Annotated in this window: 3 protein-coding genes, 1 tRNA gene and 3 rRNA genes; 6 read left to right on the plus strand and 1 reads right to left on the minus strand. The window is 65.8% G+C overall.

Features of this window, described 5'->3' with window-relative positions:
- The first annotated feature begins 231 nt into the window (after window positions 1-231).
- The 5 genes from ACVV2G_RS22825 to ACVV2G_RS22845 all read left to right on the plus strand — a co-directional run bounded on the left by ACVV2G_RS22825 (window position 232) and on the right by ACVV2G_RS22845 (window position 6,323).
- Window positions 232-1,758 (plus strand): 16S ribosomal RNA (locus ACVV2G_RS22825).
- A 310-nt stretch (window positions 1,759-2,068) separates the two neighbouring features.
- A 23S ribosomal RNA gene (locus ACVV2G_RS22830) occupies window positions 2,069-5,190 on the plus strand.
- Between the two features lie 85 nt (window positions 5,191-5,275).
- Window positions 5,276-5,392, plus strand: a 5S ribosomal RNA gene (rrf, locus tag ACVV2G_RS22835).
- The 16S, 23S and 5S rRNA genes sit together here, the layout of an rRNA operon.
- Window positions 5,393-5,506: 114 nt before the next feature.
- The gene (locus ACVV2G_RS22840; protein ID WP_453844737.1) at window positions 5,507-6,169 is read left to right on the plus strand and encodes a DegT/DnrJ/EryC1/StrS family aminotransferase; all 663 of its coding nucleotides are present in this window, start codon (window positions 5,507-5,509) and stop codon (window positions 6,167-6,169) included.
- A 78-nt stretch (window positions 6,170-6,247) separates the two neighbouring features.
- Window positions 6,248-6,323: transfer RNA gene (locus ACVV2G_RS22845), tRNA-Thr, on the plus strand.
- Window positions 6,324-6,382: 59 nt separating this feature from the next.
- On the opposite strand, the gene ACVV2G_RS22850 is transcribed toward ACVV2G_RS22845, so the two are convergent.
- Entirely contained in the window at window positions 6,383-9,136 is a 2,754-nt protein-coding gene (locus tag ACVV2G_RS22850) for a SpoIIE family protein phosphatase (protein WP_453844608.1), read from the minus strand.
- Between the two features lie 392 nt (window positions 9,137-9,528).
- Here ACVV2G_RS22850 and ACVV2G_RS22855 point away from each other — a divergent pair, with 392 nt between their 5' ends.
- On the plus strand, window positions 9,529-15,009 hold the full coding sequence (locus ACVV2G_RS22855; protein WP_453844609.1) for a HAMP domain-containing protein: 5,481 nt from the start codon (window positions 9,529-9,531) through the stop codon (window positions 15,007-15,009).
- The last annotated feature ends 321 nt before the right edge of the window (window positions 15,010-15,330 follow it).

A 15,330-nucleotide genomic window follows, 5' to 3' on the forward strand; every position in this document is an offset into this window, starting at 1 on the left:
ACCGAAGGGAAGCGCCCGGAGGAAAGCCTGAGAGAGTCTCTCGGGTGAGTACAAAGGAAGCGTCCGTTCCTTGAGAACTCAACAGCGTGCCAAAAGTCAACGCCAGATATGTTGATACCCCGACCTGATCGGATCTCTGATCGGGTTGAGGTTCCTTTGAAAAAATACAGCGAGGACGCTGTGAACGGTCGGATCATTCCTCCGACTGTTCCGCTCCCGTGATGTAAAGCATTCACGGAGAGTTTGATCCTGGCTCAGGACGAACGCTGGCGGCGTGCTTAACACATGCAAGTCGAACGATGAACCACTTCGGTGGGGATTAGTGGCGAACGGGTGAGTAACACGTGGGCAATCTGCCCTGCACTCTGGGACAAGCCCTGGAAACGGGGTCTAATACCGGATACTGACCATTACAGGCATCTGTGGTGGTCGAAAGCTCCGGCGGTGCAGGATGAGCCCGCGGCCTATCAGCTTGTTGGTGAGGTAGTGGCTCACCAAGGCGACGACGGGTAGCCGGCCTGAGAGGGCGACCGGCCACACTGGGACTGAGACACGGCCCAGACTCCTACGGGAGGCAGCAGTGGGGAATATTGCACAATGGGCGAAAGCCTGATGCAGCGACGCCGCGTGAGGGATGACGGCCTTCGGGTTGTAAACCTCTTTCAGCAGGGAAGAAGCGAAAGTGACGGTACCTGCAGAAGAAGCGCCGGCTAACTACGTGCCAGCAGCCGCGGTAATACGTAGGGCGCAAGCGTTGTCCGGAATTATTGGGCGTAAAGAGCTCGTAGGCGGCTTGTCACGTCGGTTGTGAAAGCCCGGGGCTTAACCCCGGGTCTGCAGTCGATACGGGCAGGCTAGAGTTCGGTAGGGGAGATCGGAATTCCTGGTGTAGCGGTGAAATGCGCAGATATCAGGAGGAACACCGGTGGCGAAGGCGGATCTCTGGGCCGATACTGACGCTGAGGAGCGAAAGCGTGGGGAGCGAACAGGATTAGATACCCTGGTAGTCCACGCCGTAAACGGTGGGCACTAGGTGTGGGCAACATTCCACGTTGTCCGTGCCGCAGCTAACGCATTAAGTGCCCCGCCTGGGGAGTACGGCCGCAAGGCTAAAACTCAAAGGAATTGACGGGGGCCCGCACAAGCAGCGGAGCATGTGGCTTAATTCGACGCAACGCGAAGAACCTTACCAAGGCTTGACATACACCGGAAAGCATTAGAGATAGTGCCCCCCTTGTGGTCGGTGTACAGGTGGTGCATGGCTGTCGTCAGCTCGTGTCGTGAGATGTTGGGTTAAGTCCCGCAACGAGCGCAACCCTTGTTCTGTGTTGCCAGCATGCCCTTCGGGGTGATGGGGACTCACAGGAGACCGCCGGGGTCAACTCGGAGGAAGGTGGGGACGACGTCAAGTCATCATGCCCCTTATGTCTTGGGCTGCACACGTGCTACAATGGCAGGTACAATGAGCTGCGATACCGCGAGGTGGAGCGAATCTCAAAAAGCCTGTCTCAGTTCGGATTGGGGTCTGCAACTCGACCCCATGAAGTTGGAGTTGCTAGTAATCGCAGATCAGCATTGCTGCGGTGAATACGTTCCCGGGCCTTGTACACACCGCCCGTCACGTCACGAAAGTCGGTAACACCCGAAGCCGGTGGCCCAACCCCTTGTGGGAGGGAGCTGTCGAAGGTGGGACTGGCGATTGGGACGAAGTCGTAACAAGGTAGCCGTACCGGAAGGTGCGGCTGGATCACCTCCTTTCTAAGGAGCACTTCTTACCGGGTCCTTCGGGACACGGTCAGAGGCCAGTACATCAGCGCCTGTCTGATGCTGGTTGCTCATGGGTGGAACGTTGACTATTCGGCACACTTGACCAGCTCGGTTTCCCAGTACTGCTTCGGCGTGGAACGGAAGGACGAGTGGTGAGGGTGTCGGGCATGCTGTTGGGTGTCTGAGGGTACGGCCGTGTGGCCTGCTTTCAGTTGCCGGCCCCAGTGTACTCGGGAGTTTTTCCGGGGTGGTGGGTGGTTGGTCGTTGTTTGAGAACTGCACAGTGGACGCGAGCATCTGTGGCCAAGTTTTTAAGGGCGCACGGTGGATGCCTTGGCACCAGGAACCGATGAAGGACGTGGGAGGCCACGATAGTCCCCGGGGAGTCGTCAACCAGGCTTTGATCCGGGGGTTTCCGAATGGGGAAACCCGGCAGTCGTCATGGGCTGTCACCCGCTGCTGAACACATAGGCAGTGTGGAGGGAACGCGGGGAAGTGAAACATCTCAGTACCCGCAGGAAGAGAAAACAACCGTGATTCCGGGAGTAGTGGCGAGCGAAACCGGATGAGGCCAAACCGTATACGTGTGAGACCCGGCAGGGGTTGCGTGTGCGGGGTTGTGGGATCTCTCTTCCACGGTCTGCCGGCCGTGGGACGAGTCAGAAACCGTTGATGTAGGCGAAGGACATGCGAAAGGTCCGGCGTAGAGGGTAAGACCCCCGTAGTCGAAACATCAGCGGCTCGTTTGAGAGACACCCAAGTAGCACGGGGCCCGAGAAATCCCGTGTGAATCTGGCGGGACCACCCGCTAAGCCTAAATATTCCCTGGTGACCGATAGCGGATAGTACCGTGAGGGAATGGTGAAAAGTACCGCGGGAGCGGAGTGAAATAGTACCTGAAACCGTGTGCCTACAAGCCGTGGGAGCGTCGGACGGAGAGCTTGCTCTTCGTCTCGTGACTGCGTGCCTTTTGAAGAATGAGCCTGCGAGTTTGCGGTGTGTTGCGAGGTTAACCCGGGTGGGGTAGCCGTAGCGAAAGCGAGTCCGAACAGGGCGTTTCAGTAGCACGCTCAAGACCCGAAGCGGAGTGATCTAGCCATGGGCAGGTTGAAGCGGAGGTAAGACTTCGTGGAGGACCGAACCCACCAGGGTTGAAAACCTGGGGGATGACCTGTGGTTAGGGGTGAAAGGCCAATCAAACTCCGTGATAGCTGGTTCTCCCCGAAATGCATTTAGGTGCAGCGTCGTGTGTTTCTTGCCGGAGGTAGAGCACTGGATAGGCGATGGGCCCTACCGGGTTACTGACCTTAGCCAAACTCCGAATGCCGGTAAGTGAGAGCGCGGCAGTGAGACTGTGGGGGATAAGCTCCATGGTCGAGAGGGAAACAGCCCAGAGCATCGACTAAGGCCCCTAAGCGTACGCTAAGTGGGAAAGGATGTGGAGTCGCACAGACAACCAGGAGGTTGGCTTAGAAGCAGCCACCCTTGAAAGAGTGCGTAATAGCTCACTGGTCTAGTGATTCCGCGCCGACAATGTAGCGGGGCTCAAGCGTACCGCCGAAGTCGTGTCATTGCAGTAATACGGCCAACGCCGGCTGTGATGGGTAGGGGAGCGTCGTGTGCCGGGTGAAGCAGCCGCGGAAGCGAGTTGTGGACGGTTCACGAGTGAGAATGCAGGCATGAGTAGCGATACAAACGTGAGAAACGTTTGCGCCGATTGACTAAGGGTTCCTGGGTCAAGCTGATCTGCCCAGGGTAAGTCGGGACCTAAGGCGAGGCCGACAGGCGTAGTCGATGGATAACCGGTTGATATTCCGGTACCCGCTGTGAAGCGTCAGACATCGAGCATCGTGATGCTAAGGCCGTGAAGCCGTCCTGGAGCCTTCGGGCAAAGGGAAGTGGTGGAGCCGCTGAACCAAGCGGTTAGTAGGTGAGTGATGGGGTGACGCAGGAAGGTAGTCCATCCCGGGCGGTGGTTGTCCCGGGGTAAGGGTGTAGGCCGTGCGGTAGGTAAATCCGTCGCACATGGGGCTGAGACCTGATGCCGAGCCGATTGTGGTGAAGTGGATGATCCTATGCTGTCGAGAAAAGCCTCTAGCGAGTTTCATGGCGGCCCGTACCCTAAACCGACTCAGGTGGTCAGGTAGAGAATACCGAGGCGTTCGGGTGAACTATGGTTAAGGAACTCGGCAAAATGCCCCCGTAACTTCGGGAGAAGGGGGGCCACTTCTGGTGATGATCTTTACGGTCTGAGCTGGGGGTGGCCGCAGAGACCAGCGAGAAGCGACTGTTTACTAAAAACACAGGTCCGTGCGAAGCCGTAAGGCGATGTATACGGACTGACGCCTGCCCGGTGCTGGAACGTTAAGGGGACCGGTTAGCTCCATTTCGGTGGGGCGAAGCTGAGAACTTAAGCGCCAGTAAACGGCGGTGGTAACTATAACCATCCTAAGGTAGCGAAATTCCTTGTCGGGTAAGTTCCGACCTGCACGAATGGCGTAACGACTTCTCGACTGTCTCAACCATAGGCCCGGTGAAATTGCACTACGAGTAAAGATGCTCGTTTCGCGCAGCAGGACGGAAAGACCCCGGGACCTTTACTACAGTTTGATATTGGTGTTCGGTTCGGCTTGTGTAGGATAGCTGGGAGACTGTGAAGCTCGCACGCCAGTGTGGGTGGAGTCGTCGTTGAAATACCAGTCTGGTCGTGCTGGATGTCTAACCTGGGTCCGTGATCCGGATCAGGGACAGTGTCTGATGGGTAGTTTAACTGGGGCGGTTGCCTCCTAAAGAGTAACGGAGGCGCCCAAAGGTTCCCTCAGCCTGGTTGGCAATCAGGTGTTGAGTGTAAGTGCACAAGGGAGCTTGACTGTGAGACCGACGGGTCGAGCAGGGACGAAAGTCGGGACTAGTGATCCGGCGGTGGCTTGTGGAAGCGCCGTCGCTCAACGGATAAAAGGTACCCCGGGGATAACAGGCTGATCTTCCCCAAGAGTCCATATCGACGGGATGGTTTGGCACCTCGATGTCGGCTCGTCGCATCCTGGGGCTGGAGTCGGTCCCAAGGGTTGGGCTGTTCGCCCATTAAAGCGGTACGCGAGCTGGGTTTAGAACGTCGTGAGACAGTTCGGTCCCTATCCGCTGTGCGCGTAGGAGTCTTGAGAAGGGCTGTCCCTAGTACGAGAGGACCGGGACGGACGAACCTCTGGTGTGCCAGTTGTCCTGCCAAGGGCATGGCTGGTTGGCTACGTTCGGGAGGGATAACCGCTGAAAGCATCTAAGCGGGAAGCCTGCTTCGAGATGAGGACTCCCACCCACTTGATGGGGTAAGGCTCCCAGTAGACGACTGGGTTGATAGGCCGGATCTGGAAGCACCGCAAGGTGTGGAGGTGACCGGTACTAATAGGCCGAGGGCTTGTCCTCAGTTGCTCGCGTCCACTGTGTTGGTTCTGAAACCACGAACAATCAGACTGTGTTGGTCACCGGTTGGTTGTCTGTTTCATAGTGTTTCGGTGGTCATAGCGTAGGGGAAACGCCCGGTTACATTTCGAACCCGGAAGCTAAGCCTTACAGCGCCGATGGTACTGCAGGGGGGACCCTGTGGGAGAGTAGGACGCCGCCGAACAATCATTGAAAGGGTTGGACCCCGAACTTCGGTTCGGGGTCCAACCCTTTTTTGTTCTCCGTCACCTGGAGTTCACGTTGCGCTACGACCATCGGACGTATGGGTACTGCAGCAATGCTCCGGGCCGCCGGCGTAGGAGTCGGTGACGAGGTCGTCGTCCCCGCCTTCGGGAACGTGGAAGTCGCCGAGGCCGTGGCCCTGGTCGGCGCGTCGCCGGTGTTCGCCGACATCGTCCCGGAGACGTACTGCCTCGACTCCCGCGCGGTGGAGGCTGCGGTGACACCCCGGACCGTGGCCGTGGTCGCCGTACACCGGTTCGGGCTGCCGGCGGACATGCGGGCACTGCACGGGGTGGGGCAGCGGCAGGGGCTGCTCGTACTGGAACAGGGCGAGACCGAGGCGCCGTACGGCGAGATAGCGCAGCGCAGGCAGCGGGCGGCCTACCTGGACGGGAAACTGAGCGGCGTACGCACTCCCGACTGGGGCGAGGGGCACACCTACCAGCAGTACGTGGTGCGAGTGCCCGGCAACGGGCGGCCGGACCGGGACGCGTTCGCACGGGCCGTCCGGGGGAGAGGAGTCGAGTGCCGGGTGCCGGTGAAGACCCCCGTGCACCGGATGCCGGGTTTCCGGCGGTGCGTGTCCCTGCCGGAGACGGAGCGGGCCGCCGACGAGACGCTCGCGCTGCCGGTCGACGCCTCGCTGACCAAGCGGGACATGCAGCGGATCGTGTCCGCCTGCAATGCCCTGGGAGGTCTTCTGCAGCCCGCCTTCTGAAAGGCGTGGTTGGGAGCACCGGTCTGTTCGGGGTATGATCTATTCCGTCGCCGCGAGGGAAACCCCGCCAAGTGACAGGCCCCTATAGCTCAGTCGGTAGAGCGTCTCCATGGTAAGGAGAAGGTCAACGGTTCGATTCCGTTTGGGGGCTCCATCGGAAAGGCCCCGCCCACTCGGGCGGGGCCTTTCGCATGCCCGGGGACAGCCGGCGCGCTAGTCCGCGTGGGGCTCCGGTACCCGCATCGCGAGAATGGCCATGTCGTCGGACGGGGCGTCCGACGCGAAGCGCTCGACCGCACGCATGATGCGGGCCGCCACCGCGCCCGCCGTCAGCCCCGTGCAGGTGGTGAGGACGTCGGCGAGGCCGTCGTCGCCCAGCATGCGCGTGCCCTCACGGCGCTCGGTGACACCGTCCGTGACGCAGAGCAGGACGTCGCCCGGGTCGAGGGTGACCGTCTGCTCGTAGAGCTCCAGGTCGTCGATGACACCGAGGAGGGGCTGCGGCTCCGCCGCGGGTTCGACCGTGCCGTCCTGGCGCAGCCGGAGCGGGAGCGGGTGACCGGCGCAGACCACCTTCAGCTCGGCGCTGCCGTCCGGCTGCGGGCGCATCTCCCCGTACAGGAGGGTGAGGAAGCGGCTGCGGGCGCCCTCGTCGAGGATGGCCGAGTTCAGGCGCTCCAGGACCGCGGGCCCGCTGAGGCCCTCGCGGGCCAGCAGGCGCAGGGCGTGCCGGGCGAGGCCCGTCACGGCCGCCGCGTTCGGGCCCGTACCGCAGACGTCGCCGATGGCGAAACCGTAGGCGTCGTCCCGGATGGGGAAGAGATCGTAGAAGTCACCGCCGACCTCGTTGCCCTCGCCGGCCGCGCGGTAGATGACCTCGACCTCCACGCCGTCGATCACGGGGAGTTCCGGTGGCAGGAGGCTGCGCTGGAGGGACTGGCTGATGGCCGTGCGCTCCGAGTACAGGCGGGCGTTGTCCAGGGCCAGGGCGGCCCTGCGCGACAGGTCCTCGGCGAGTTCGAGGATCTCCTGGCGGAAGTGTTCGTCCGTCGGCTTGCCGAGCGTGAGCATGCCGATGACGCGGTTGCGGGCGACCAGCGGGAGGACCACGGTCTCGCCGCCGACGGCCGCCGCCGTGGCCAGGGTCGGGCCGATGCCGGTGCCCATCTGGTGGGACGAACTGCCGCTCAGACCGAGGTCGCGCATCGAGGTGCGCAGCGCCGCCTGGTGGGCCATCTCGGCGGGAGCCCTCCAGACGCGGGCGCCCGGAGTGGGCACCGGATCGGGCGGGGCGATCTTCGAGAGCAGGGACTTGATGCCGTCGATCAGCTCCTCGTCCTCGTGCAGGACGTAGGAGAGGTACGGATCCGACGCCTGGTCGGCGATCGTGTAGACGGCGCACCAGGTGGCCAGGGTCGGGACCGTCATCTGGGCCATCAGGGCCAGGGTCTGGTCGCGGTCCAGCGTCCCGGCGAGGAGGTCCGAGGCCTCGACGAGGAAGCTGAGGGAGCCGCGGCGCAGGCGTTCCAGCTCGCCCAGGCGGGCGGACTCGACGGCCAGCGCGATGCGGTCCGCCGCGAACTGGAGGCGCAGCGCCTCCTCGTTCGAATACCGGCCCGCGGCCTCGGCGGCGACACCGAGGGAGCCGGTGAGACGGCCCTCCACCTTCAGGGGGACGGTCACGACCGAGCGCATGCCCGTGCCGTTCAGCAGCGGGACGGCACCGGGGACCGCGGCGAGGTCGTCGTGGACGGCCGGCATGCGCGCGGAGCCGTAGCGGCCGGGACCGGCCTCGACGGGGACCCGGGCGAAGCGCTGGCGGGCGGAGGGCAGGCCGGTGGAGGCGCGGACCTCCAACTCCGTCTCGTCGTCGGTCGCCAGGAGCAGGAAGGCGGCGTCGGCGTCGAGCATGTCACGGGCGCGTTCGACGGTGCGCTGGAGGAGGCCGTCGAGGTCGTCCGGGGCGGGTGAGCCGATGAACACCTCGAAGGGGTCGGTGCTCTGGCCCTCGGAGGAGGTGCCCGCGTCGGAGGCCGGTACCCGCAACGGCGTCTGCAGGACGGCGCGTTCGTGGTCGCGGACCAGGAGGCAGACCGTGGACGGTTCGCCGCCGGCGTCGCGGACGCGGAGGTGGGAGGCGTAGACCGGGAGGACGCGGCCGGCGGCGTCCCTTATGCCGTAGCTGCCCTCCCAGCGGGAGAGCTGGAGCGCCTCGACGACGCCCGTGCTGGTGCCCGGGGTGTGCGGCCAGGCGGCCAGGTTGGTCAGCGGCTTGCCGATGACCTGGTCGGCGGGGTAGCCGAAGAGTTCCTCGGCGTCCTCGTTCCAGGACGTGACGGCGCCGGTGCGGTCGATCTGGACGACGGCGACGCGGACGCGGCCGTCGGCGAGCGGCAGCAGGTCGGCGGGCAGGGACGGGCCGGCGCTGCGCGTGCCGACCGCGCGCTCGGGCAGGTGGAGGTGGAACCAGACGTTCTTCAGCGTGGGCGTGTACTCGACGCCCCAGCGGTCGGCCAGGGCCGCGCACAGCTGGAGGCCGCGGCCCCCCTCGCGGTCGGGGCTGCCCATGTCGGCGGGGGAGCCCTGGAGAGGGACCTCGCGCTCGGGATAGTGGTCGGCCACCTCGATCCGCACACCGTCGTCGCCGCGCAGGCACACGACGTCGGCGGTGGTGCCGGCGTGCACCACGGCGTTGGTCACCAGTTCGCTCGTGAGCACCACGGCGTCGTCGACGATGTCGGCATGGCCCCAGCCCTGGAGCGTGTCGCGGACGAAGGACCGGGCGCTCGCCACCGATCGTCCGACGGGCTCGAAGCTGGCGGCCGCGCGCGCGGTGATCACAGAACTCCTCGACCCTCTCTCCCCTTGCACGGTCTCCCGGCCGACCGGCTCGTGCCGCTGCTGCGGCAGCCCGCCCGTCGGCCCGTGATCCGGGGACTGCTCCCCCGGGATCAGTCCGGTGGTCATTCCGGCCGCCCCTCCGATGCCCGCTCGTCTCCGTGCCACCGCCCAGGCCGGACGGACCGACGTGGCTGGACAGCCGCATGCAAGGTTACTTACCTTCGCCGTCCGTGCGGATGCCGGTCTGCAGTGTTTCCGCCCAGAGGGTGTGCGGACGATGTGCGAAGCTGCCGAACTGTTATGGCCTGGTTCGGCCGGGGTGAAACACTGGGCAGGCTTCCCCGGACGATCCGGGCAGGTTGAATGCGCACCGAGTGCGGTGGGCAGCAGCCCTGGGAGCGGCCCGGCGAGCCGGTCCGGATCGCGCGGCAGCACAGGAAGTACGCGGCAGTAACCGGTCCGCCGAGCGGTGGCGGCCGGGCACAGCGGTAACGGTCGACCCCTGCGGGAGGGACACAGTGGAGTCTGGCGCAGCGACGCGGGGCACAAAAGCGCGCGCGAAAGGCGGTCAGTCCCTGAGTAACCAGGGCAGGACGCGGGGTGGCAGTACGACGGTGGACACGGCCGCGCTGAACCGGTTGCTGGCGGCCCTCGTGTCGATGCGGGAGGGCAACTTCCGTAAACGCCTCACGGTGTCCGGCGACGGCGTGATGTCGGAGATCGCGGCGGTCTTCAACGAGGTGGCCGACCGCAATCTCCACCTCACGGGTGAGCTGGCGCGGGTGCGGCGCATGGTCGGGCGTGAGGGAAAGCTCACGGAGCGGCTGGAGACGGGAGCCTGCGAGGGGTCCTGGGCAGCCGCGATCGACCACTCGAACGCGCTCGTGGACGACCTGGTGCGCCCGGTCTCCGAGGTCAGCCGGGTGCTGTCGGCGGTCGCGGACGGTGACCTGTCGCCGCGCATGGAGCTGCGGACGCAGACGGCGGAGGGCGTCGGACAGCCGCTGCGGGGTGAGTTCCTGAAGGTCGGCCGGACGGTGAACAACCTCGTCGACCAGTTGTCGACGTTCACGGACGAGGTCACGCGGGTGGCCAGCGAGGTCGGTACCGAGGGCAAGCTGGGCGGTCAGGCCCGGGTGCGCGGCATGTCCGGTTCGTGGAAGGACCTCACGGACTCCGTCAACACGATGGCGTACCGGCTCACCGCGCAGGTGCGGGACATCGCGCTGGTGACGACGGCGGTGGCCAAGGGGGACCTGTCCCGGAAGGTCACGGTCCACGTGGCCGGCGAGATGCTGGAGCTGAAGAACACCGTCAACACGATGGTGGACCAGCTCTCCGCGTTCTCCTCCGAGGTCACGCGGGTGGCCCGCGAGGTGGGCACCGAGGGAGCCCTGGGCGGGCAGGCCCAGGTGCCGGGTGTGGCCGGGGTGTGGAAGGAGCTGACCGACTCCGTCAACACCATGGCCGGGAACCTGACGGCTCAGGTGCGGGGGATCTCCGAGGTGACGACGGCGGTCGCCAACGGCGACCTGTCGCGGAAGGTGACCGTGCCGGCCCGGGGCGAGGTCGCGCAGCTCGCCGAGACGATCAACCAGATGACCGAGACGCTGCGGATCTTCGCGGACGAGGTCACGCGGGTGGCCAGCGAGGTCGGCGCCGAGGGGCAGCTGGGCGGACAGGCGAACGTACCGGGGGCGGCCGGGATCTGGAAGGACCTGACGGACTCCGTCAACACCGTCTTCCGGAACCTGACCACCCAGGTGCGGGACATCGCCGCGGTGACGACGGCGGTGGCCAGCGGTGACCTGTCGCAGAAGGTCACGGTGGACGTGGCCGGCGAGATGCTGGAGCTGAAGAACACCGTCAACACGATGGTGGACCAGCTGTCGAGCTTCGGTGCCGAGGTCACGCGGGTGGCCCGGGAGGTCGGCGTCGAGGGCGAGCTGGGCGGCCAGGCGCAGGTGCCGGGGGCCGCGGGGACGTGGAAGGACCTGACGGACTCCGTCAACACCGCGTTCCGGAACCTCACCGGGCAGGTGCGCAACATCGCCCAGGTGACGACGGCGGTGGCCAACGGCGACCTGTCGCAGAAGGTCACGGTGGACGTCTCCGGCGAGATGCTCCAGCTGAAGAACACTGTGAACACGATGGTGGACCAGCTCTCCAGCTTCGCCGACCAGGTCACCCGGATGGCCCGGGACGTGGGCACGGAGGGCCGCCTCGGCGGTCAGGCCCGCGTGGACGGGGTGTCGGGTACGTGGAAGGAGCTGACGGACTCCGTCAACTTCATGGCCGGCAACCTGACCTCGCAGGTGCGGCAGATCGCCCAGGTGACGACGGCGGTGGCCCGGGGCGACCTGTCGCAGAAGATCGACGTGGACGCGCGCGGGGAGATCCTGGAGCTGAAGAACACCATCAACACGATGGTCGACCAGCTCTCCGCCTTCGCCGAGCAGGTCACCCGGGTCGCCCGGGAGGTGGGCACGGAGGGCCGCCTCGGCGGTCAGGCGCAGGTGCCCGGGGTGGCCGGCGTGTGGCGGGACCTGACCGACTCGGTGAACGGCATGGCCGGGAACCTGACCGCGCAGGTGCGCAACATCGCGCAGGTCGCGACGGCGGTGGCCCGCGGTGACCTCTCCCAGAAGATCACCGTGGACGCGCGCGGGGAGATCCTGGAGCTGAAGAACACCCTGAACACGATGGTGGACCAGCTGTCGTCGTTCGCCCAGGAGGTCACGCGCGTGGCCCGTGAGGTCGGTACCGAGGGCATCCTCGGCGGCCAGGCGGAGGTGCAGGGCGTCTCCGGCACCTGGAAGGACCTCACGCAGTCCGTGAACGGCATGGCGAACAACCTGACCATGCAGGTGCGCAACATCGCCGAGGTCACGACGGCCGTCGCCAAGGGCGACCTGTCGAAGAAGATCACCGTCGACGCGAAGGGCGAGATCCTCGAACTCGTCACCACCGTCAACACGATGGTGGACCAGCTGTCGTCCTTCGCCGAGCAGGTCACGCGCGTGGCCCGCGAGGTGGGCACCGAGGGCATCCTCGGCGGCCAGGCGCACGTGCCCGGCGTCGTGGGCATCTGGAAGGACCTCAGCGACAACGTCAACCTGATGGCGAAGAACCTCACCGTCCAGGTGCGGAACATCTCCCAGGTGGCCGCGGCCGTCGCCAACGGCGACCTGACGCGGACGGTGACGATCGAGGCCCGCGGTGAGGTCGCGCAGCTCGCCGACACCTTCAACACCATGGTGAAGACGCTGAGTTCCTTCGCCGACCAGGTCACCAAGGTGGCCCGTGAGGTGGGAACGGACGGCATCCTCGGGGGCCAGGCGCACGTGCCGGGCGTGGCGGGCACCTGGAAGGACCTCACCGAGTCGGTGAACCAGATGGCGTCGAACCTGACCGGTCAGGTGCGCAACATCGCCATGGTCACCACGGCCATCGCCAAGGGCGACCTGACCAAGAAGATCGACATCGACGCGCGCGGCGAGATCCTCGAGCTGAAGACGACCATCAACACGATGGTCGACCAGCTGTCGTCCTTCGCCGAGGAGGTCACCCGCGTCGCCCGCGAGGTGGGCACCGAAGGGCAGCTCGGCGGGCAGGCGCGGGTGCGCGACGTCGACGGCACCTGGCGGGACCTGACCGAGTCGGTGAACGAGATGGCCGGGAACCTGACCCGGCAGGTGCGTGCCATCGCGCGCGTGGCGACCGCGGTGACGCGCGGCGACCTGAACCTGAAGATCGACGTGGACGCCTCCGGAGAGATCTCCGAGCTCCAGGACTACATCAACAAGATGATCGCCAACCTGCGCGACACCACGATCGCCAACAAGGAGCAGGACTGGCTCAAGGGCAACCTCGCCCGGATCTCCGCGCTGATGCAGGGCCGCCGCGACCTCCAGGACGTGGCCTCGCTGATCATGAGCGAGCTGACCCCGGTGGTCTCCGCGCAGCACGGGGCGTTCTTCCTCGCCATGCCCCTCGTCGACGGTCAGGAGCAGGCCGGCGCCGAGCACGACCAGTACGAGCTGCGCATGCTCGGGTCGTACGGCTACTCGATGGGCTCCATGCCCACCTCGTTCCGGCCGGGGGAGGCGCTGGTCGGCACGGCCGCCCAGGAGAAGCGCACGATCCTCGTGGAGAACGCGCCGAGCGGCTACCTCAAGATCTCCTCCGGGCTCGGGGAGGCGCCGCCCGCCCAGGTGATCGTCCTGCCGGTGCTGTTCGAGGGGCAGGTGCTCGGTGTCATCGAGCTGGCGTCCTTCAACTCGTTCACGCAGATCCAGAAGGACTTCCTCAACCAGATCGCCGAGATGATCGCGACCAGCGTCAACACCATCTCCGTCAACACCAAGACGGAGGTGCTGCTCAAGCAGTCGCAGGAGCTGACCGAGCAACTGCGCGACCGCTCCGAGGAGCTGGAGCAGCGGCAGAAGGCGCTCCAGTCGTCCAACGCCGAACTGGAGGAGAAGGCCGAGCTGCTGGCGCAGCAGAACCGCGACATCGAGGTGAAGAACACCGAGATCGAGGAGGCGCGACAGGTCCTGGAGGAGCGCGCCGAGCAACTCGCCGTCTCCATGCGCTACAAGAGCGAGTTCCTGGCCAACATGTCGCACGAGCTGCGTACGCCGCTCAACTCGCTGCTGATCCTCGCCAAGCTGCTCGCCGACAACGCCGACGCGAACCTGTCCCCGAAGCAGGTCGAGTTCGCCGAGACGATCCACGGTGCCGGCTCCGACCTGCTCCAGCTCATCAACGACATCCTGGACCTGTCGAAGGTCGAGGCGGGCAAGATGGACGTCTCCCCGACGCGCATCGCGCTCGTCCAGCTGGTCGACTACGTGGAGGCCACCTTCCGGCCGCTGACCGCGGAGAAGGGCCTGGACCTGTCGGTGCGGGTGTCGCCGGAGCTGCCCGCGACGCTGCACACCGACGAGCAGCGGCTGCTCCAGGTGTTGCGCAACCTGCTCTCCAACGCGGTGAAGTTCACCGACTCGGGAGCGGTGGAGCTGGTCATCCGGCCGGCCCGGGACGATGTCCCCGAGGCCATCCGGGAGCAGCTGCTGGAGACCGGTTCGATGACCGACCCGGACGCCGAGCTGATCGCGTTCTCGGTGAGTGACACCGGTATCGGGATCGCGGCCAGCAAGATGCGGGTCATCTTCGAGGCGTTCAAGCAGGCCGACGGCACCACCAGCCGCAAGTACGGCGGGACGGGCCTCGGGCTCTCCATCTCGCGGGAGATCGCGCAGCTGCTGGGCGGTGAGATCCACGCCCAGAGCGAGCCCGGCCGGGGGTCGACGTTCACGCTCTACCTGCCGCTGCACCCGAGCGAGCTGCCCGCCCACGGCTATCAGCAGCCCCTGCCGCCCCTGGCGTCGGGCGAGCTGCTCGCCTCCCCGGGCGCCGCGGCCGAGCAGTCGTCGCGGGCGCAGGTCGAGTCGCCGGCCGAGGTGGAGTCGTACCAGGACGCGCAGAACGGCACCGCGGCGCTGTTCCGGCGCCGTCGCCGGGCCGCCTCGGAGCCCGAGGGCCGGGGCGCGGCGCAGCAGGAACAGCAGCCGCCCGCCGAACAGGAGGTGGTGCCGCAGCCGCACCGCGGGATCCGGTTCGGCGGGCAGAAGGTCCTGATCGTCGACGACGACATCCGCAACGTCTTCGCGCTCACCAGCGTCCTGGAGCAGCACGGCCTGTCCGTGCTGTACGCCGAGAACGGCCGCGAGGGCGTCGAGGTGCTGGAGCAGCACGAGGACGTGGCGGTCGTCCTGATGGACATCATGATGCCCGAGATGGACGGGTACGCGACGACCACGGCGATCCGCCGGATGCCCCAGTTCGCCGGTCTGCCGATCATCGCGCTGACCGCCAAGGCGATGAAGGGGGACCGGGAGAAGGCCATCGAGTCGGGGGCGTCCGACTACGTCACGAAGCCGGTGGATCCCGATCACCTGCTGACGGTGATGCAGCAGTGGATGCGGGAGGAGTGAGGGCGGGGGCCGGCGTCCGGCGGAGCGCCGGACGGTACGTCCGGACACCGTGCCCGCGGTACGTCCGGGCGCGGTGTCCCCGGCGCGGGGGTGCGGTGCGGGGGCCGGGCGCCGCCGTACGGCGGGCGCGGGTGGTGTGCGAACGTGAGGTGTGCGCGCCTGGCGGGAATCTTCGGAGTTCAGGCGGAGTTGCTGTCCGGGGGTGTCCGAAGTCGTGTAGAAGTACGGGATTCGGGGAACCTTCTGGTCTCCCGTAGCGTTTCTGCTACGTGCACAGTGACATCGCGGTGACAGGGTGTGTCGACAGGCGGGGTGCGGCTA

This window comes from Streptomyces sp. JK94, from assembly GCF_053613315.1.

What these genes read in the sequence shown, in the direction of transcription:
- ACVV2G_RS22840 (WP_453844737.1), top strand. Translation starts at nt 5,507, where the DNA reads ATGCTCCGGGCCGCCGGCGTAGGAGTCGGTGACGAGGTCGTCGTCCCC.
- ACVV2G_RS22850 (WP_453844608.1), bottom strand. Translation starts at nt 9,136, where the DNA reads ATGACCACCGGACTGATCCCGGGGGAGCAGTCCCCGGATCACGGGCCG.